This window comes from Pseudomonas kitaguniensis (assembly GCF_009296165.1).
Taxonomy (GTDB): Bacteria; Pseudomonadota; Gammaproteobacteria; order Pseudomonadales; family Pseudomonadaceae; genus Aquipseudomonas; species Aquipseudomonas kitaguniensis.
Genome location: NZ_VUAZ01000042.1, coordinates 69,401 through 90,120, shown reverse-complemented (window position 1 = coordinate 90,120; position 20,720 = coordinate 69,401). Strand labels below are relative to the sequence as shown.

Here is a 20,720-nt window from a genome sequence, read left to right as displayed (position 1 = left end):
GCGTGACGACCACCCCTAATCCGCAAAGTTACTACCTCTCCATGATCAACCAATTGTCCGGAGGTGAATGCGCGGGGTTCTCACACGCCCTCTCGCTGGGCGGTAGTCGAGGGTAAACATCATGTGTTTCTGGGGGAGGGTAAAAGCGACCAGCCGTTGCTGGTCAGCGGCCACTTCCTGGCCCTGACCCAACACAGCAAAGCCCGCTGGAACGACCTCTGGTTGCTCACCGAAGTACTCCACGAAGGCAAGCAGCCGCACGTGCTGGAAGAGTCGGTGACCAGCGACACCACCGCGCTCAAGGACGACTTCCATCAGGGCTATCGCAACCGCTTCCTGGCAACCCCGTGGGACGTGCCGAACCGGCCCCCGTTGAAACACCCCAAACCGCGCATCCTCGGCAGCCAAAGTGCCGTGGTCACCGGGCCCAAAGGCGAAGAAATACACTGCGATCAATACGGTCGCGTCAAAGTCCAGTTTCACTGGGACCGCGAGGGCCAGGCCGACGACAAAACCAGCTGCTGGCTGCGCGTTTCTTCCGCCTGGGCTGGCGCGCATTACGGCGGCATCGCCATCCCGCGTATCGGCATGGAAGTGCTGGTGACGTTTCTTGAAGGCGACCCCGACCAGCCACTGATCAGCGGCTGCCTGTACCACAAGGAAAACGTCGTCCCCTACGACCTGCCCGCCAACAAGACGCGCAGCACCTTCAAGACCCTGAGTTCGCCCGGCGGCAGCGGTTTTAACGAGCTGCGCATCGAAGATAAAAAAGGCCAGGAACAAATCTTCCTGCACGCCCAGCGCGACTGGGATGAAAACATCGAACACGACCAAAAAATCAGGGTCGGCAACGAACGCCACGACACCGTTGAAGCCAATACCTACAGCGAATTCAAGACCGAGGAACACCACACCGTCTACGCCGACCGCAAAGTTGAAGCGCGCGCGGACGACCACCTGACGGTTGCGGTGAACCAGCACGTCAAAATCGGCACCGGGCAGTTCGTTGAGGCCGGCCAGGAAATTCACCTGAGCAGCGGCTTGAAGGTGGTGCTGGAAGCCGGCAGTGAGCTGACGCTCAAGGCCGGCGGCAGTTTTATCAAGATTGATGGCAGCGGCGTGGTGTTCAGCGGGCCGGTGGTGAATGTGAATACCGGTGGCAGCCCTGGCAGCGGCACGCCGGCGGCGCCGTTGTTGCCGGGGCCGTTGAAACAGGCGGATGCGGATGTGCCGGGTCAACTGTTGGTGCCGGCGCAGCGGCAAGCGTTGATGCGTGCAACGCCGCGCTGTGAGATCTGCGAGCAGGCGGCGAAGGAACAAACCGAGAAGGACCGTGCGAAGTGACTAACCCTTCACCCGCCAACTTTGTGCTAATCGACGGTGTGTTGCGGCCCGACGCGATTAAACATTTGTACCAGCGCGGCGAACCACTTGAGATCGTGCCGCTGTACATCGGCACGCGCTGGCAAGAACTGCACGATGTAGGCCCCATTCTGGTATCGCTGCAAGGCTCATCCTCGCTCATCAATGACATTTGCCAAAGTGCCTTTCAGCAAGCCGACGCCAGCCTGCTTTACAGCCGCGCGCCTATGCCCAGTGTTGCAGCGCACCTACGGCGTTTTATCGCGCCACCGGATGTGCTGGGGGGTAATGGGTTACTGCGGTTTGCCGACCCGTTGGTGACGCGTTACTGGTTGGGCAGTCATCAGGGCGAGCACCTGGATGCCGTCTTGGGACCGATTGAGGCGTGGCATATTCCCCAAATATCGCATTCATGGGAGCTTGCGCAGCCCTGTGAATGGCGAAGTGTATTGCGTGGTGCAACACCTCCTGAATGGGTGAATACCTACGCCCAGTTGGGAGAGGCTCAGCTGGCTGCACTCGACCAGGCTGCGCGCTGGCGATTTATGGAGCGCCTGAATCAAAGTTTCGAACAGAGCCACCCAGAACGGATAGCCAAGTTGGACCCGGTCAGCCGCACGCAGTGGTTCGATCAACGGCTGGATGAGGCCGACACCTGGGGCCTGTCCAGCGAGCGCAGCCTGGCCATCTGGGTTGAGTACAGCTTGCGCTGGGGCACCGGGTTTACGGTTCGCCCCAATTCGCCCTATCAGCAATGGCTTGCCAGCACCGCCGTAGCACTCAAGCTGGCTCCAGAGTTACGTATCCAGCAGATGGATAACGACTGCCTGGCCATCGAAATCGACGAGGAAGTGTGATGACGCAGCCCGCCACAGCCGCTCAACTGAAACAGGCCAACCGTAACCAGGCGTTCCAGAACACCTCGATGGCCAAGGGGCAGTGCCCGTTGATGCAAGGGGAAGTGGCGATTTTCCCGGTTCGATACGCCTTGGACGAATCACCGAAAAAAGGCAGTGCTCAGGGACCTAACCCGCTGCCGTCCAACTGGTCGGGCGGTACGCTGCCACCCTTGAAGAGCCGCAGCTACACCTTGCGCCAACTGCGCGATGGCTGGATTTATGTGTGGAACAGCACCGAAAAAACCTTCCATGAATATCAGGTCAAGGGCGAAATGCTCACGCGCCACACATGGACCGACGGCCAGCTGAATAAAGACATCCGCATCAATCCGGGCACCACACAACCCTATCTGACATACCCCCGCAACAGCCAACTGCGCATCGCTTACTCTCCTGTGCAATGGACCTGGCGCATGTGCGAGTTGATGCGCAGCCGCGCCACCGAGCAAACACAATGGATGCGCAAGGTCGATCTGCCGACGTACTGTACGCAGGCAAAAGTCAGCCACGGGGCAGCCATCACCGAGCTGGGCAAAAGCGTGGCGGACATTCTGGTTGCCGGCGAAAAAGCCCCGACCTTCACCAGCACTCTTCTGCCGACCCAAGCAACCGAGGCTGACGCACCGTTCAAGCCGGCCTTCGAGGAGGCACTGGTGCGCGGCAGAGTTCCGGCGCAGGACACGGCGCTCTTCGTTGCGCTGGATGACCCTCTGGCGCTGGTCGACGACCTGAACATGAACCTGATCGGGCGGCTGATGGAGCAGAGCCAGTTCGAAGCGCTGCACCAACACAAACTGCAAAGCGCATTTGCCGTGCAGAATTTATGTGGGCTGAATACCGACGCGCTGATTCCGTCATCAATCAAAGACCCGATTCAGCGGCAAGCCTATACCGACGATCTGTACGCGCTGCTCAGCACCAATGATCAAGTGGAACGCGGCAAGGACCTGGTGTCTGGCATTGAAGCACCCTTGGTAGAGATGGGCGCCGCCTCGATAATCAGCGCGTCGCAAACACTGTTCACCTCCAAATGGGGCAAACTGCCGGAACACACTGCCTGGCAAAGCGCTGTCGAGGAATGGAACGCCAAGCGCCTCTGGCGTGAGGATGTGCGGTTTGATGAGGTGCAACAGTACCTCAGCCAAACCACGCGTGAAGCCTTGCAGTTGCAGCAACATATTCAGCGTAGCGAAGCAGACTTGCTGACCTGGCTCGACCAACTGAGCCCGTCTGCCGAGGCCGTTTACCACGACACCTGCAACGAAGAGCAAGCGACTCAGTTGCTCGAAACCGCCCACGCCCTTTACACCGCATTGGGCAACGCGCAGGCCGGGCAAACGTGGTTGTGCGAGCAGGCGAAAAAACCGACCAAACTGTTCGGCCTTGCGCTGTTCAACTTCAACCCGCACGTTGCCAACTTGATCAAGCAGGTGACGCACAACTTCAGCACCACCGGCAACCTCGACGACCAGGGCCGCGAAGGCGATGGCGGTTCTGCCGCGCTGTCGCCCACGTCCGCAGGCGATGCCACCAGCCTCGCTACCCGCACGGGGGAAATCAAAGCGGTATTCGACCTGGAACTCGTCAAGAACAGCAAGCTTTACAAAGCTATGAGCGACGCGGCAAAAGCCGCCATGACCACCCTGATCAAAGTCGCCAACAACCAGGCCAAAGACGCTTGGCACGGGCTGAGCGGCCTGCTTTTACCGGCGATGAAGCAACAACTGGGCTTACTGCTCGCCGTGCCCCAAGTATTAATTTCTACCGAAATTTCCAGCGCGACCCAACTGGTGTTCAACCCGACCTACCAGCGCGACTTCCAGGCTTGGGCGCTGAAGGTTGCAACCCTGCAGAAAAAGATAGACGGCGACAAACGCATCGTCCACCGCCCCGGCACGCCGCATGATCAACGCTCCGCGCGCATTTCATTACAAGCCCACGAAGCCCAACTTAAAAACCTGATGCTGGAACGCCCCAATCAAATCGTCGCCAAGGCATCCGGCAGCACGCGCCTGAATGCAGGGCTGCCGACGATAAATCAATGGCTCGCCGACCTCGGACAATCAGAAGTCATCGCGCAATTGAAACTGACGGGAACCCATGCTTACCTGGACCGCACTCGGGCCTGGATGAACCAGAACCTGGGCAACGCCCTACCCGTTTTGCTGGTAGGCCTGAATGTGTGGAACGTGTTTAATAGTGCGAATAAGGCATACAACGATGGTCAGTTCTTAGCGGATGAGTGGCGTACGGTGGGTGCGAATGCTGGGTATGCGGCGAATGCGATAGCGGCGTTGTGGGTGGGGCCGGCTTGGAGTCGGGCGGGGGAGATGTCTGCAAATCTGGGTGCTGAAACCCGGAAAGTGGCCAAGGCTGGTTACTCTGAATGGTTAGCAGAGGCTAAGGCGGCGTCCCGAGGAAGTGCACAAGCCACTGTTGCCAATGAAATGGCAGCCGCTTCGAGAGGTCTGATTTTACGAACGGTGACGTGGGCCGCTTTGGGGGCCATTGCAGCGGGACTGGAGGCTTGGCAGATTTCCAACGACATTGATCAAGCAACCAGTGGAGAAGAGCGCGACCTGCTTAGCGCTAAAAGATTTGTAGTATTGGGAATGTCCATAATTGCCGGAATACAAACCATAGGCGCCGGGTTGGGCTATTGGTTTAGCTTTTCCTGGGTGATGTCCACACCGGTAACGATCATTTTAGCGATCTTGGGAATCGCTTATTTGATGCTCACTATGGCCGCCAACCGTTACAAGCGCGAAGGGCTGCGCCTGTGGCTGTTCCGGTGTAGTTGGGGACGTGGGACGGAATCAAAGTGGCTGGGGGAAGAGGGGCATCCCAAACAAATGCAAGCCTTATTGGAGACCTTGCAACGGCCCAGCGTATTGGGACGAGCGTTATATTACGGCGGTGGCAGTACTCCGAGAACGTGGCTGGGCTTCTGGGTCCAGATCCAAGTCCCTGTTGCGTTGGTGGGTAAAGACATCGCTTTGCAACCCGCGATGGTCGAGAAAAAATATTTGTTTTCCGATAATAAATTGCAAAGTACAGCAATAGGCTTTTATGAGCAGTTACTCCACGGTAACTGGATAGATCCCAAGCAATTTGGACGACTACCCGACGGCCCGGGCGGCAAACCTGGCCCGACGGACTTTATTTATAAGAATACAGAACAGCACCGTGTTTGGCAGGCCTGGATTGGCACATCAACAGCCAGCCCAATTTTTGAAATTGAGGTTAGATATCCGGCAGGCGTGCTTCAGCGCAATGACGGGCGTGGTTATTTATTTCGGCTAGCGCTAGAGTGGGCCACGAGTGAGGCTGATCGAGCGAATAATGCCTTCAGCGGTGAATTGACGGAAAAAGACGATATCGTATTGAGGATGAGTGGCACACAGCTATTGAAACTGCCCGTTTCTTCTTGAATTAATCAATGAGTCTTACGATGCTAAACTTCAAAAAAACGCTTGATCTTCCTCCCCGCCTGCATTGGCAGTACGCTAATGAGCCAGAACTGCTAGCCTGGACGATCCGCGCGCGCAACTACAATACCTTTGTGGCTAACGCAATGTTTTGGTTCTGTTTTATCGCTATAGCAGGTGGCTCAATTTTACTATATCGAAGTACGGACCAAAACTCTGTATTCGACCGCGTAGCGACGATATTATTTTTTTTAGTTGTCAATACAGCTTTAATATCGATAACCCATCAGCGAATGAATTTCGCTTATCGCTTTACAAAATCTGGAGTCGAGTACTGCAAGTGGAAAGATTTCCCTAAATGGGCACTGACTTTTTTAAAATGGTTTTCCGGTATTACCGCACTCATCTTCATTTACTTGGCAACTATTGATCCGGCATTTTTGATAGGTGCACTCGTAGGTCCTGGTGGAATGGGGTTAATGTATTTGTCAATGGCACACTCCAAGTCTTACCGTGACATGCATACCGAATACCACCACTATGCGTTCAAGTGGGAAGAGCTCACTCAGCTCGCTATTGCTACTAATAGAGAAGTGGTCGATCTAAAGTATAGCGTAACGCTAGAGGGAAATGATTATAAAACTAACTGGAGTCTCAATGTTTTTTGCAAACGCAAACAAAAAGAAAGTGTAGCAAATTTTATTAAGCCTCATCTATATCCAGGTGTGCCATTTATAAAGGCCAAAGTTAATGTTCCCATGAGCACGGACTAGTGGCAGCGCTTCAGCTCTTGAAGACATTGGTAAAGGTTTAATTCAATAGTTGACGAATATTAAGTTATTTTTTTGAGATTTTTAGGAAGTATCCATTAGGGTTAAATTTTTTTTGGTTGTCCTGGGGGCGCACACTGATGATTATCAATCTCTACGATGCTACTTGACTAACTATATGGCGGCCCCGGTGGTAAATTTGGTCCTGCAGATTTTTTTAGTATGATATACAACAACACCGTGTGTTGCAGGCATGGATTGGCACATCGACAGCCGGCCCAATTTTGAGCTGGAGGTTAGATATTCGGCAGGCGTGCTTCAACGTAATGACGGGTGTGGTTATCTATTTCGATTGGCGCTTGAGTGGGTCTCAAGCGAGGCCGATCGAGTTAATAATGCTTTCAACGGCGAACTGACGAAAAAAGACGATATAGTACTCAGGCTGAATGGCACGCAGCTATTGAAAATGCCGGTTTCTTCTTGAATTAATCAATGAGTCTTACAATGTTCAACTTCAGCAAGTCGATTGATCTTCCTTCTCAGCTCCAATGGAAGTATGAAAACGACCCAGAAATGTTAGGTTGGATAATTCGTGCGCGAAATTATAATACATTTGTCGCTAATTTAATGTTTTTGTTTTTGGCTTTTTTCATATTTGGGTGCTCACTAATTATGTACTCAGTGTATGAAGGAATGAGCCAGCCTTGGCGAACGTTGTCCTGCGTATTTTTCTTTTCTCTCATGATGTTAGTTCTTATGAGTGTCACGCATCAGCGAATGAATTTTGCTTATCGCTTTACCATATCTGGAGTAGAGTGCTGCGAGTGGAAAGACTTTCCAAAATGGGCATTAACATTTTTAAAATGGTTTACCGGGGTCGCCGCAATTATTTTCATCTATTTAGCAACCATTGATCCAACATTTTTGATTGGTGCTCTGATCGGTCCTGGCGGTATGGGCTTTATGTACTTGTCAATGGCGCACTCAAAAAATTATCAAAAGATGCACACTCAGTACCATCACCTGATGTACGAATGGAAAGATTTTACACAGCTAGCAATTGCAACTAATAGAGAGGTAGTGGACTTAAAGTTTAGCCACTTTGATCCGCGCCTCGGACGAACGGTGAATTGGAGTCTCAATATCTTCTGTAGACGTAAGCAAAAAGAAAGTATAGCTAATTTTATTAAGCCTTACTTATCTCCGGTCGTGCCTTTTATAAAAGCCAAGGTTAATGTTTTCATGAGTACCGACTAGTGAAGGCGCCCCTTCCTTGAGCATTATTAATAAAAATCAAAGCCAACAGAGGGATAACAAAATGGGTAGTCACAAAGAGCATGACGACTAGAGAAAAAATATGACTGAAAAAATCGATAGCAAATGCATCCCTCTCGAAGAAATATCTTTATTGGGCTGGGAGTTGACGACAATTGCTGCACCAAGGCGCGAGATAATCAAATCGCAAATTTATCTGCTTCTTTGCGCGACCATTGCTTGCGCGTATATGACATGGATAATGTGGGCCCGTTTGCCGAGTGCAATTTACGAACTCATTACGCTTTATTGTGTTGGGTACGGACTAGTCATTTACTTGAGTGTATTTGCCCTTCGACAAAAAACACACTATCACTACAGAATAACTTCAAGGTCAGGTGAGATAAAATATCGGTTGCACTTCTCGGATTCATCTAGGTACTTTTTTAAAGTCATCGCCGTCTCTGTTATTTTATTATTTATAGCCGTTGCATTTTTCACGAAATCCTTTCTTTTTCTCATCGGACCTGTGGCAATTGCTCTCGGGTCTGCAAAAATAATCCTGAACTGGAAGATCGAAGAAAAATTTTTAAAGGGTAGCCCATGGGAGGAGTATAATTTTGTTACTATAGATAATGAACGCCTGATGGTCATAGCGCATCGTACAAATCAAACCGTAGGGTTTGAAGCTCGATTTTCAAATATAGAGTTACTCAATCGATATCTATCCATAATTGAGCCACTCCTGTCGACCTCTGTTATATACACAAAGAAAAGCTGGCCTTATTAGCCTGCCCCCAAAATACATATTTACATATTTATTACGGTTCATAAGACGCTTGCGCGATGGTATGCTGTTTACCGACCTTGGCCTACAACGTTTAACCTTAAAACTCAAGGACGGCTTGTGCAGTAAGGAGCGGCAAGTAAAATCCTCAAGTCTTGACACGGCTACGATGTTACTCATAGCGTAATAAGGTAATCCAAAACCATGGCAAGCACAGAAATGAGCAGAGCAGAAACTCTTGATGGCCAGCCGCTATGCACCAGTGCTTATAGCGCTGAGGATGTACTCATGAGTTGGAATGCAAAAGCTGTAAGTGCCCCGCCAAGAGAAAATATGAGAGTTCAGTTTTTGCTGATTGCTGGCGCAACCGCAATGAATTTAATTTTAACAATTATAGCTTGGAAAAACCTTCCAGGTTACATGCCGGGTTTATTTGCGGCATACTTTTTTTCATACGCCTTAACTTTTGTCTTTATATTGATATCGCGCCAAAAAACCGTATTCAGCTACACAATGACTAAGTATTCGGTGGAAGTTGAATATTTTTTATATTACCCAAAGGCTTCAGCGCCTTTTTTTAAGGCTTTAGCGATTTTTACAATGCTTCTATTTGTCGGTGCCGCGATCTATACACAATCACCAGCGTTTTTGGTTGGGCCTGCCGCGTTAGCGCTTGGATCGGCAAAGCTTCTCCTCGGCTGGAAAAATGAAAGCAAGTATATCAAAAGCTCTCCATGGCTTGAGTACAATTCGGTAACTATAGGCACTAAGCGATTGATGGTTGTTACACATCGCACGAACCCGACGGTAGGATTTGAAGCCCGCTTTCCTAATAAAAAACTTCTTGATCACTACATTTCTGCAATCAAACACCTTCTTCCAGCAAGCGCAAAATATGAAGAAAAAAGTTGGAATTGGTAGGCCATGTCTTGCAGTAGCTAGAGATCCAATTACAGTACCCCGTACGGTTCGGCGATGAATAGACGATGTTCCTGAACCTCGCGGCGTGGCCTGCCAGCAAGACTATTGCAGGTTGGCGAACGACCCCGTGATCAGCGTTTCGACCTGCGCTTGGCAAGCCATACGAGCCGCACAGCGTGTCGCGCGTATTATTTTGAAAAAAGTCAGCACATCATCCTTAAGGCCGAAAGCCATGGGGGCTCCTTGCGTGACTTTAAAACGACGGTTAACCCGGCCGCCTTGTCAACTGCGCAACGCACAAGCCAACCACCAACAGCATCTGCGCAGTCAATTGGCGCAAACCCCACATCCGGTCTAGCGTTTCCTCTACCACACCCATTCACCGACGGAACAGGAGACCAGCGTGCGTACAACTCAACGCATCATCCACTTGATGCTTCTGGGAGCCTTGGGACTCTCCACCGCCTGGGCGCCCTCCGGGGCATTGGCAGCCGCAGGAGCGCCTGCCTGGAAAGACACCGGCCCGGTCACCAAGCGAAAGCAGAACGAGGTGAATTCCGGTGGCTGGCAACCGCAAATTCAGCCTGCGCCCAAGGAGGATGCAGAAAACCCCTACAACGAGGGCGAAGACAGTGAAACGTATGACGACGGTGACACGTGAGGTCTGGCGCAATTCGGGCATTGGGGCTAGCGTTTAACCTGGCGACGGTAAACCGCTGTCGCGCGGGATTCATCTACTGACTGGGCGGAATCGACCATGAGTATTTTTCAACGGGTAGTGTTGTTGATGAAGGTGTTGGTGCTGTTGTCGTTGGGGATGTCGACGGCTTGGGCGCATAACCCGCCGCAGAGTAGCCAAGCGGGGTTCTCGGCGGGGCAGGCGGTGCAGGGCAAAGGCCTGCAACTGGCGAAGTCGGAATCCGAGGCCGGCGACCAGGACCAGGGTGGCAGCAAGGACGACGACGATCAGCAGGCGCCGGATGACGATGCGGATCAAGGCGACAGCGATACGTAAGACCAATTGAAAACCGCCCTTCGCGCCAGGCTGTCATGTGTCCTGGCGGGAAGGGCGGGATAACGCGAATCTGCTGATGGCTATCAATCAGCTGATAGCGTCAAAGTAGTCGTAGCTCAGGATGTGTTCTGTCGAAAGCCCTGGCTCTGGGGTATAGCGGGTGCCTTTTGCTGCCGTAAATTTAATACCTGCGCTGCCGAGAGAGATGTCGCGCTCGCCGGCTGTTTCAGCATGGGTCGTGTAAACCGTGTTGCGCATCGTCACATACCCTTTCAAGTCGTTTTTCATTGCGCTGAGCGATTCATTTATTTGGGTAGGCGTGAGGTTGAGTTTCTTTTCCAGACGCACACCCCAGCGAGTCAGGCAAACTTCCGCAAAGTGGCGAACAATCTGGCCGGGTTGTGCATACACCTTCGATCCTTGATTGCCATTGGGGGCAGCGTTACCCACTAATGTTGCATGGCGCCCGGGCATTGGGTAAATGTGCATGTTGGTTGCGTTGTCACAGTCGGGCACCACGCATGCAAACCCCATGGAACGCTCATCCCTGGCGTAGAACGCCACGTACTCTTTCACGTTACTTCCGAGTTTTACCCGGCTCTGCTGGAAGTTCAAAGCCCCCGGAACAGGGTCGACCGCAAAGATATTAACCGGCACATTTTTTAATGCGTTGTCGTTGAGCATCGCATTGGCCAGCATATGGCAACTGATCCCTCCGCGGCTCCAACCCACCAGGTTGACGTGGGTGGGAATGATGCCGTCTTTTCGAAAGGTCTTGATGATTTGCTCTTGCAACTGCTGCTGCGTGACTTTGCGCGCGCCGTAATCATACGTGCGCCAGTACCAACTGCCGGTCACCTTGACGTCCTCAATCGGGATGCCGGCTTTTTGCAGTTGGTTGTAGTTTTCTTCGGTTAGTTTTTCCCGTTGCCAGGTGAAGCTTCCTTTCAGGATATTCATGGCGTGGGTCACGTTTTCCTCCCAGCCGTAACCCAGGGCTGCTCCCTTTACTTGGAGGTAGTTACCTGGCGCTGTGAACAGCTCATCGGCTTGTAAATTGCCGCTGCCGGGTCCGTCGATAACAATCCATTCGGCGAACTCTTTACTGAGGCTTTGCGTATTTTGCGCGAGTGTTGAGATCAGTTCGCCGTTCCAGTAGCTGGCGTTGCTGTCATCAAATTTAGTTGAACCGGTGCCGCAGAAAAAAACCGTGAAGGTGGTCATGAGCGCCTACCCATCCGTTGGATAAAAGTCGTGGGCTCATCAAAAGGCAGATAGGGTTTTACGGCTACTGTGAGAACTGACAGGTTGTTAGATTGCTTTCGAATAGTTAACGGTGTTTATCACTGGTAAAGCGTGATGAACCAAAAAAAGCCCCTCCCGCCAGGCTGATGCGCAACCTGACGGGAAGGGCTGTAGAGCACGTGTCATGCACCGGTTTTGCCCCGGCGCATTTTTGTTACGGGTCAGGCCACAAACTGCTCCGCGTAGTGGCACGCCACTTGGCGGTTATCCAAGGCGCGCAACTGCGGCTCTTCGCTGCTGCAACGCGCGGTCGCGTACGGGCAGCGTTTGTGGAACGCGCAGCCAGACGGCGGGTTCAGCGGGTTGGGCAGTTCGCCGACGATCTTGATCTTCGGCTTGTTCGGGTCCGGGTGAATGGTCGGGGTGGCCGACAGCAACGCCTGGGTGTATGGGTGCAGCGGGCGCGCGTAGATGTCTTCCTTGGGGCCGACTTCCACCGGGCGGCCGAGGTACATCACCATCACGTCATCGGCGACGTGTTGTACCACCGCCAGGTTGTGTGAGATGAACACGTAGGCGGTGTTGAATTCCTGCTGCAGATCCATGAACAGGTTCAGCACCTGCGCCTGGATCGACACGTCGAGGGCCGAGGTCGGTTCATCCGCCACCAGCACTTTAGGTTGCAGCATCATCGCGCGGGCGAGGGCGATCCGCTGGCGCTGGCCACCGGAGAACATGTGCGGGTAGCGCTGATAGTGCTCGGGGCGCAGGCCCACTTGCTTCATCATCGCCTGGACTTTCTCGCGGCGTTCGGCGGCGGACAGGTTGGTGTTGATCAACAGCGGCTCGCCGAGTTGGTCACCGACTTTCTGGCGTGGGTTCAACGAGGCGTACGGGCTCTGGAACACCATCTGCACGTCTTTGCGCAGTTGCTTGCGCTGGGCCTTGTCGGCGCCGGCAACTTCCTGGCCGGCGATTTTCAAGGAGCCCGAAGACGGCTCCTCAATCAACGTAAGCGCGCGCGCCAAGGTGGACTTGCCGCAACCCGACTCGCCCACCACGGCGAGGGTCTTGCCGGCTTTCAGTTCAAACGACACACCGTTAAGCGCGCGTACCAGGGCATGGCCTTTGAACAGGCCACGGGACACTTCGTAGTGACGGGTAAGGTCGCGGGCGGTAAGAACGACGGCCATTACGCCACCTCCTGGTTCAAGGGGTAGAAGCAGCGCGCAAGGCTGTGGCTTTTCGGATCAAGGCCGGGGCGCTGCGCACGGCAGGATTCCTGCACATACGGGCAGCGCGGCGACAGCAGGCAACCCTGCGGGCGGTCATAACGACCGGGCACGATGCCCGGCAGCGTGGCCAGGCGCGTGGCGCCGAGGCTGTGCTCAGGAATCGCCTTGAGCAGCGCTTCGCTGTACGGGTGCGCCGGGATGTCGAACAACTGCGGCACCTGGCCGACTTCGACGGCTTGGCCGGCGTACATCACGCACACGCGCTGGGCGGTTTCAGCCACGACTGCGAGGTCGTGGGTGATCAGCACCAGGCCCATGTTTTGCTCTTTCTGCAGGGCCAACAGCAGTTCCATGATCTGCGCCTGAATGGTCACGTCCAACGCAGTGGTCGGCTCATCCGCGATCAGCAGTTTCGGCTCGCCGGCAATCGCCATGGCGATTGCCACACGCTGGCTCATACCGCCGGACAATTGGTGCGGGTAGGCATCCATACGGCTGGCAGCGCCGGGGATTTCGACTTTTTCCAACAGTTCGATAGCACGTTTGCGCGCTTGCTTGCCGGACATTTTCAGGTGCAGGCGCAGCACTTCTTCAATCTGAAAGCCCACGGTGTAGCTGGGGTTCAGCGCGGTCATGGGGTCCTGGAACACCATCGCCAGGTCTTTGCCGACGATTTGGCGGCGCTGGCGGTTGCTCAGCTTGAGCATGTCCTTGCCGTCAAAGTTCAGCGCGTCGGCGGTGACGATGCCAGGGTGCTCGATCAGGCCCATCAGCGCCATCATGGTCACGGATTTACCCGAGCCAGACTCGCCAACAATCGCCAGTACTTCGCCTTTGTCGACGCTGATGTCGAGGCCATCGACCACCGGCACGGCGGTTTTGTCGCCGAAGCGCACATTGAGATTCTTGATTTCTAACAGTGACATGGGAATCTCCTCAGGCGGCGTTCTTGAGTTTCGGGTCCAGCGCATCGCGCAGGCCGTCACCCATCAAGTTGATTGCCAGCACGCTGAGCAAAATGGTCAAACCCGGCAAACTCACTACCCACCAGGCGCGTTCGATGTAGTCACGGGCCGACGCCAGCATGGTGCCCCACTCAGGGGTTGGCGGTTGTACGCCAAGGCCCAGGAAGCCCAGAGCCGCGGCATCGAGAATCGCCGAAGAGAAGCTCAAGGTGGCCTGAACGATCAGCGGCGCCATGCAGTTGGGCAGCACGGTGACGAACATCAGGCGTGGCAGGCCAGCGCCGGCGAGGCGGGCGGCCGTCACGTAGTCGCGGTTCAGTTCGCCCATTACCGCAGCACGGGTCAGACGCACATAGGACGGCAGGGAGACGATCGCGATAGCGATCACGGTGTTGATCAGGCCAGGGCCGAGGATCGCGACAATCGCAACCGCCAGCAGCAGCGACGGCAGGGCCAGCATGATGTCCATCAAACGCATGATGGTTGGGCCAAGCATGCGTGGGAAGAAGCCAGCGAACAGGCCTAGCAGGATGCCCGGAATCAGCGACATGACGACCGACGACAAGCCGATCAGCAACGACAGGCGCGAGCCCTGGATCAGGCGCGAGAGCAAGTCACGGCCGAGTTCATCGGTGCCGAGCAGAAACTGCATCTGCCCGCCTTCCAGCCACGACGGCGGGGTGAGCAGGAAGTCGCGGTATTGCTCGCTCGGGTTGTGCGGTGCAACCCAAGGGGCGAACAGTGCGCAAAACACGATGATGATCATGAATAACAGGCCGGCAACCGCGCCTTTGTTTTTCGAAAAGGCTTGCCAGAATTCTTTGTAAGGGGACGGGTACAGCAGGCTTTGATCGACTGCTACCGCTTGCGTAGGTGTGGTCATGGTTATGATCTCAGCGCTGGTGACGGATGCGTGGGTTGGCGAAGCCGTAGAGCACATCCACGACGAAGTTCACCAGGATCACCAGGCAGGCGATCAGCAGGATGCCGTTTTGCACCACCGGGTAGTCCCGCGCGCCAATCGCTTCGATCAGCCATTTGCCGATGCCGGGCCACGAGAAGATGGTTTCGGTCAGGACCGCACCGGCCAGCAGCGTGCCGACTTGCAGGCCGACCACGGTGAGTACCGGGATCAGCGCGTTACGCAGGCCGTGCACGAACACCACGCGCGCCGGCGACAGGCCTTTGGCCTTGGCGGTACGGATGTAGTCTTCACGCAGTACTTCGAGCATCGACGAACGGGTCATCCGCGCGATCACCGCCAGCGGGATGGTGCCGAGCACGATGGCGGGCAAAATCAGGTGGTGCAAGGCATCAAAAAACGCGTCCGGCTCGTCAGCCAGCAGCGTGTCGATCAGCATGAAGCCAGTGCGCGGCTCGATGTCGTAGAGCAGGTCGATACGCCCGGAAACCGGGGTCCAGCCCAGGCTTACCGAGAAGAACATGATCAGGATCAGGCCCCACCAGAAGATTGGCATCGAATATCCCGCGAGGGAGATGCCCATCACCCCGTGGTCGAACAGGGATCCTCGTTTCAAGGCCGCGATCACCCCGGCCAACAGGCCCAGGATACCGGCGAACAACAGGGCGGCCATGGACAGTTCCAGGGTCGCCGGGAAGAGGGCGGTAAATTCGGTCCATACGCTGGTGCGGGTGCGCAGGGACTCACCGAGGTCGCCTTGGGCGAGCTTGCCTACATAGTCGAAGTATTGCGCATACAACGGCTTGTTAAGGCCAAGGCGTTCCATTGCCTGTGCGTGCATCTCGGGGTCGACGCGGCGTTCGCCCATCATCACTTCTACGGGGTCGCCAGGAATCATGCGAATTAACGCAAACGTCAGCAACGTGATGCCGAAAAACGTGGGGATCAATAACCCCAATCGGCGGGCAATAAAACTAAACATCGTGTTGTGTACCTCAATCAGCCGGTTAGGCAGGTTCGGCACCGTCAATGTCGACGGTGCCGAGCGTCTCTTATTACTTCACCTGGGTGGTGGCGAAGTTATTTGTAGTCAGAGGGCTTTGGGTAAAACCCTCGACGTTTTTGCGCATGGCGGTGAACATTTTCGGGTAAGCCATGGGAATCCATGGTTGGTCCTTGCCGAACACGTCGAGTGCTTGTTCATAGAGTGCAGCGCGCTGAGCGGGTTCAGCATTTGCGCGCGCTTTGTCGATCAGGTCCTGAAACTCTTTGTTACACCAGCGCGCGTAGTTTTCGCCGTTTTTCGCTGCATCGCAACTCAGGTTCGGCGTGAGGAAGTTATCCGGGTCCCCGTTATCCCCCGCCCAACCAGCGGAAACCATGTCGTGCTCGCCGTTTTTAGCACGCTTGAGCATCTCGCCCCATTCCATGACTTTGATATTCACCTTCAAGCCAATCTGCGCCAGATCCGCCTGCATGCGCTGGGCGCCGAGCATCGGGTTAGGGTTGGTTGGGCCGCCGCCGTTACGCGTGAACAGGGTGAACTCGGTGCCTTCCGGTACGCCGGCTTCCTTGAGCAAGGCGCGCGCCTTGTCGAGGTCACGTGGCGGGTTTTTCAGTTTGTCGTTGAAGCCCAGCAGCGTTGGCGGGTAAGGGCCGGTGGCGTCGACCGCGTTGCCTTTGCCGTACAGCGAAGTGTTATAGCCGGACTTGTCGAACGCGATGTTGATCGCGTGGCGCACCCGCGCGTCGCTCATGTACTTGTGCGTGGTGTTCAAGGCGGTATAGGCGGTAGTCATTGCCGCCAGTTCTGCGACCTTCAGGTTCGGGTCGGCTTTTACGCTCGGCACGTCATCGGGTTTTGGGTACAGCGCGATCTGGCACTCGTTGGCCTTGAGCTTTTGCAGGCGCACGTTGTTGTCGGTGGTGATGGCCAAAATCAGCGGATCAGCCGGCGGCTTGCCACGGAAGTAGTCCGGGTTGGCCTTGAAACGCACTTGGGCGTCTTTGGCGTAACGCGTAAAGATGAACGGCCCGGTGCCGATTGGCTTGGCGTTGAGGTCGTCGGTTTTGCCGGACTTGAGCAACTGGTCGGCGTATTCGGCGGAGTGGATCGAGGAAAACGCCATGGCCAGGTCGGACAAAAACGGTGCTTCAGGACGGCTCAGGGTGAAGACCACGGTGTGATCGTCGGTCTTGGTCACGCTTTTGAGCAGCTCCTTGAAGCCCATACTTTCAAAGTACGGGTAGCCCACGTTGGACTTGTTGTGCCAAGGGTGGTTTGGGTCCAGTTGGCGCTGGAAACTCCAAAGCACGTCATCAGCGTTCATGTTGCGCGTGGGTTTGAAGTAGTCGGTGGTGTGGAACTTGATGTCGTCTCGCAGGTGGAACGTATACGTCAGCCCATCAGCGCTGATTTCCGGCAGGTCTTTGGCCAGCGCAGGCACCACTTCGGTGGTCCCGGGCTTGAAGTCGACCAAGCGGTTAAACATGGTTTCCGCAGCGGCGTCAGCGGTCACGGCCGTGGTGTACAGGACCGGGTCGAAACCCTCCGGGCTGGCTTCGGTGCAGACCACCAAGGGTTTGGCCGAAACGCCGATCGCCACGCTCAACAGCGCAGCGGCAATGGCAGCTTGTAACGGGAGCATTTTCATTCAGAGCCCTCTGCAATCGATGGGACCAGACAAACGTGAACGGCGGGCTCGTCCTGAGCCCGCCGTTTACCTGGTGCTAATTAAAGAATGTTGAACGGGATGGTGGTAACCAGACGGAACTCACGCAGGTTGCCGTCAGACTGGTTTTCGCTGGCGCGGTGCGTTACGTACGTTGCACGAACGGTGGTCGCTTTCAGCGGGCCGCTCTGGATCGCGTACGACGAACCTACGCCGTATTCCTGGTGCTTCTCGCCGTCCTGGGACTGGATACCGTCGTACCCTTTACCGACCACGCCGCCGTTGCCGGTGTAGTGAGTGCCGTCGATACCCCAGCCACGTGCCGAGTAGATGTTGAACTTCAGGCCTGGCACGCCGTATTCGGCCATGTTGATGCCGTAGGCAACCTGGAACGACTTCTCGTTCGGACCGTTGAAGTCAGACGTCAGGGAGTTGGCCAGGTAGATACCGTTGGTTTCGTGCAGGTAGTCGAAGTACTCGTTACCGTTCACTGCCTGGTACGAGAAGGTCAGGCTGTGAGCCTGGTGGGTCAGGCCGAACGACAGCGAGTAGGTGTCGTTGTCGATCTTGCCCATCAACTTTTTGCCTTCGTCGACGGTTTTGTAGTAGTTCAGGCCGGTGGTCAGGCTCAGCACTTGGCTATCGCCCAATTCATGGGTAGCGCCGAAGTAGTACTGGTTCCAGAAGTCTTTGACTTGAGCGCCGAAGAAGCTGGTTTTCAGGCTTTTGAATGGCTGCCAGTTCACACCGCCGGTGTACACGTGGTCGGTTTCCACGCCGTTGCTGCTGTATTCACTGCGGAATTTAGACAGGCTTTGCTCGGTACGCGGCGATACGCGATCAAAGTAAGCGCCCTGGAACGACAGGTTGCTGAACTCTTCGCTGTTGAGCGCAAAACCTTCAAAGCTCGACGGCAGGGCACGGTTACCGATGGTGTCGATGATGCCGCTGCTGAAGTTCTGGCGACCGGCGGTCAAGGTGGTGTTCGACACACGGAACTTGACGTTGGCCAGGCCCAGTTTGCTCCACTGGCCTACGGCATCGCCGTCGGAGTCAGCCAGGGTACGGTTGGAACCGCCCTTGATGTCACGCTTGCTCTGGTCCAGCGCCACTACGTTGTAAGCCGCAACTTCGGTTGCCACGCCCACGGTGCCTTGGGTGAAGCCCGAGGAGTAGTTAAGGATGGTGCCCTGCAGCCAGTTAGTACGGTAGGCGTCAGTACGTGCTTCACCGTGTTTCTGGTAAGTGAACTTGCCGCCGCGGAATCGCTGTTCGTTGGAGAACCAGTTACGCGTCGTACCGCCCAGGCTTTGACCGTCGATAAAGCCTTTGGCCTCGCTTTGGGCGCTGCTGGCGGCCAAGGTGGTGGGTACGAAGTCCTGGCTCTGCGTTTCAGCGTAGGCAGTTGCCGTGATGGAGCTGATGGCCAGGGCCAGAAGCGCTTTGCTGCTCAGTTTCATGGGTGAAGCTCCTTTGGTTCTCTTTTTAATGCCGGTCTTATTAGGTGAACCGGCTATTGGGTGTGTAACTCGCTCAAGCCTTTGCAAACGTTTGCCGTGGGAAATTTCCCAACAAATGGCTGCACGTTTGCAGGAGAGCTAACGTCGCTCTCCACAATCCGGTTAATTTCTTAGGGTGTGATGCTGACGCCCGAGAACACATTGCGGCCGAAAGGGCTGACTTTAAAACCCTCTACTTTGGCGCTTAACGGCTGGTTAACCGTCGAGTGCGCGATAGGTGTAATCGGCACCTGTGCCTTAAGCAATTGTTGCGCCTGTTTGTACAAAACTGTTCTTTGTTCGCGATCGGTAACCACTTTGGCTTGCTTGACCAGCTTGTCGTACGCCGGGTCACACCACATTGAGTAGTTGTTCCCGCCGATGGCGTCGCAGCTGTAAAGCGTGCCCAGCCAGTTGTCCGGGTCACCGTTGTCGCCGGTCCAGCCAATCAGGCTCACATCGTGCTCACCGTTCTTGGTGCGCTTGATGTATTCGCCCCATTCGTAGCTGACGATCTTGACCTTGAGGCCGATTTTGGCCCAATCGCTTTGCAGCATCTCGGCCATCAGCTTGGCGTTGGGGTTATACGGCCGTTGCACCGGCATCGCCCACAGGGTGATCTCGGTGCCTTCTTTTACACCGGCAGCCTTGAGCAGTGCCTTGGCTTTTTCCGGGTTGTAGGCGGCGTCTTTGATGGTGTCATCGTAGGACCACTGCGTCGGAGGCATGGCATTCACCGCCAGTTGCCCCGCGCCTTGGTAAACAGCGTTGAGAATGCTCTGCTTGTTCACCGCCATGTCCAGCGCCTGGCGCACTTCGAGCTGGTCGAAGGGTTTGTGGCGCACGTTGTAGGCGATGTAGCCGAGGTTGAACCCAGGCTTGGTCAGCAGTTGCAGGTGCGGATCGGCCTTGAGCGCGTCGACGTCGGCCGGGCGTGGGTGCAAGGTGATCTGGCACTCGCCGGCTTTGAGCTTTTGTACGCGCACCGACGCGTCCGTGTTGATCGCAAAAATCAGCTGGTCGAGCTTCACGCGGCTCGGGTCCCAGTACTGTTTGTTGCCCACGTAACGGATCTGCGAGTCTTTCTGGTAGCGCTGGAACACGAACGGCCCAGTGCCGATCGGCTTCTGGTTGATGTCGCTGGCTTTGCCTGCTTTCAACAATTGCTCGGCGTATTCGGCCGACAGAATCGAGGCAAAGCTCATGGCGATATTTTGCACAAACGCCGCGTCAACCGTGTTCAGGGTCATCACCACGGTGTACGGGTCGGTTTTCTCGACCTTGGCGATGTTCTTGTTCAGGCTCATCCCGTTGAAATACGGAAACTCAGTGGGGTAGGCCTTGCGAAACGGGTGCTCCGGGTCAAGCATGCGGTTGAAGGTAAACAGCACGTCGTCGGCGTTGAAGTCGCGTGTGGGCTTGAACTCCTTGTTGCTGTGAAACTTCACCCCTTCGCGCAGATGGAAGGTGTAAGTCAGGCCGTCTGGCGAAATATCCCACTTGGTTGCCAGCCCAGGTACCACATTGGTCGCGCCTTTTTCGAACTCAACCAAGCGGTTGTACAACGGCTCGGCCGCGTCGTTATCGGTGGCGGTGGTGTACTGCGCAGTGTCAAAACCTGCCGGGCTGCCTTCGGAGCAGAACACCAGGCTCTGCTTGTCGGCGGCTTGGCCCATCGTGGCCGCAGCCAAAAGGCTGGTGCCAAAAATTGCGGATAGAACGGTGGTATGGCGCATGACGATCCCG

At 55.2% G+C, this 20,720-nt stretch carries 17 protein-coding genes and 1 pseudogene; 10 read left to right on the top strand and 8 right to left on the bottom strand.

Annotated elements, in window-relative coordinates; all coding sequences use genetic code 11:
• Positions 1-129: 129 nt before the first annotated feature.
• The 10 genes and pseudogenes from tssI to F0169_RS08480 form a co-directional block, all read left to right on the top strand.
• Positions 130-1,344, top strand: a pseudogene (tssI, locus tag F0169_RS08525) (type VI secretion system tip protein TssI/VgrG); the annotation flags it as partial.
• Positions 1,341-2,219 (top strand): DUF4123 domain-containing protein, encoded by an 879-nt coding sequence (locus F0169_RS08520; protein WP_172979372.1) that lies wholly within the window; start codon positions 1,341-1,343, stop codon positions 2,217-2,219. The pseudogene tssI and the gene F0169_RS08520, both read left to right, overlap by 4 nt.
• Positions 2,219-5,692 (top strand): T6SS effector BTH_I2691 family protein, encoded by a 3,474-nt coding sequence (locus tag F0169_RS08515; protein ID WP_152746235.1) that lies wholly within the window; start codon positions 2,219-2,221, stop codon positions 5,690-5,692. The genes F0169_RS08520 and F0169_RS08515 overlap by 1 nt, the downstream gene beginning before the upstream one ends.
• A gap of 20 nt (positions 5,693-5,712) precedes the next feature.
• A complete protein-coding gene (locus F0169_RS08510) occupies positions 5,713-6,462 on the top strand; it encodes a hypothetical protein (RefSeq protein WP_058414384.1) in 750 nt (249 codons plus the stop codon).
• Positions 6,463-6,712: 250 nt separating this feature from the next.
• Positions 6,713-6,943: a hypothetical protein gene (locus F0169_RS08505; protein ID WP_152746234.1), complete on the top strand. Its 231-nt coding sequence runs from the start codon at positions 6,713-6,715 to the stop codon at positions 6,941-6,943.
• Positions 6,944-6,963: 20 nt separating this feature from the next.
• Positions 6,964-7,716: a hypothetical protein gene (locus tag F0169_RS08500; RefSeq protein ID WP_152746233.1), complete on the top strand. Its 753-nt coding sequence runs from the start codon at positions 6,964-6,966 to the stop codon at positions 7,714-7,716.
• Between the two features lie 100 nt (positions 7,717-7,816).
• Positions 7,817-8,503, top strand: a complete 687-nt coding sequence (locus F0169_RS08495; protein ID WP_152746232.1) for a permease — start codon at positions 7,817-7,819, stop codon at positions 8,501-8,503.
• Positions 8,504-8,704: 201 nt separating this feature from the next.
• A complete protein-coding gene (locus F0169_RS08490; protein WP_152746231.1) occupies positions 8,705-9,421 on the top strand; it encodes a permease in 717 nt (238 codons plus the stop codon).
• Between the two features lie 403 nt (positions 9,422-9,824).
• Positions 9,825-10,082 (top strand): hypothetical protein, encoded by a 258-nt coding sequence (locus F0169_RS08485; RefSeq protein WP_172979371.1) that lies wholly within the window; start codon positions 9,825-9,827, stop codon positions 10,080-10,082.
• Positions 10,083-10,178: 96 nt separating this feature from the next.
• Entirely contained in the window at positions 10,179-10,436 is a 258-nt protein-coding gene (locus F0169_RS08480) for a hypothetical protein (protein ID WP_058414377.1), read from the top strand.
• A gap of 87 nt (positions 10,437-10,523) precedes the next feature.
• Here the strand turns inward: F0169_RS08480 and F0169_RS08475 are convergent, their stop codons facing one another.
• The 8 genes from F0169_RS08475 to F0169_RS08440 all read right to left on the bottom strand — a co-directional run bounded on the left by F0169_RS08475 (position 10,524) and on the right by F0169_RS08440 (position 20,710).
• Entirely contained in the window at positions 10,524-11,660 is a 1,137-nt protein-coding gene (locus tag F0169_RS08475) for a hypothetical protein (RefSeq protein WP_152746230.1), read from the bottom strand.
• A 242-nt stretch (positions 11,661-11,902) separates the two neighbouring features.
• Entirely contained in the window at positions 11,903-12,874 is a 972-nt protein-coding gene (locus F0169_RS08470) for a peptide ABC transporter ATP-binding protein (RefSeq protein WP_152746229.1), read from the bottom strand.
• The gene (locus F0169_RS08465; RefSeq protein WP_058414374.1) at positions 12,874-13,842 is read right to left on the bottom strand and encodes an ABC transporter ATP-binding protein; all 969 of its coding nucleotides are present in this window, start codon (positions 13,840-13,842) and stop codon (positions 12,874-12,876) included. The genes F0169_RS08470 and F0169_RS08465 overlap by 1 nt, the downstream gene beginning before the upstream one ends.
• A gap of 10 nt (positions 13,843-13,852) precedes the next feature.
• A complete protein-coding gene (locus F0169_RS08460; protein ID WP_152746228.1) occupies positions 13,853-14,764 on the bottom strand; it encodes an ABC transporter permease subunit in 912 nt (303 codons plus the stop codon).
• A 10-nt stretch (positions 14,765-14,774) separates the two neighbouring features.
• Positions 14,775-15,785 (bottom strand): ABC transporter permease subunit, encoded by a 1,011-nt coding sequence (locus F0169_RS08455; protein ID WP_058414409.1) that lies wholly within the window; start codon positions 15,783-15,785, stop codon positions 14,775-14,777.
• 73 nt (positions 15,786-15,858) lie between these two features.
• A complete protein-coding gene (locus F0169_RS08450; RefSeq protein ID WP_058414372.1) occupies positions 15,859-17,457 on the bottom strand; it encodes an ABC transporter substrate-binding protein in 1,599 nt (532 codons plus the stop codon).
• An 80-nt stretch (positions 17,458-17,537) separates the two neighbouring features.
• Positions 17,538-18,935: an OprD family porin gene (locus F0169_RS08445; protein ID WP_152746227.1), complete on the bottom strand. Its 1,398-nt coding sequence runs from the start codon at positions 18,933-18,935 to the stop codon at positions 17,538-17,540.
• 170 nt (positions 18,936-19,105) lie between these two features.
• Positions 19,106-20,710: an ABC transporter substrate-binding protein gene (locus tag F0169_RS08440; RefSeq protein ID WP_058414370.1), complete on the bottom strand. Its 1,605-nt coding sequence runs from the start codon at positions 20,708-20,710 to the stop codon at positions 19,106-19,108.
• Between the last annotated feature and the right edge of the window lie 10 nt (positions 20,711-20,720).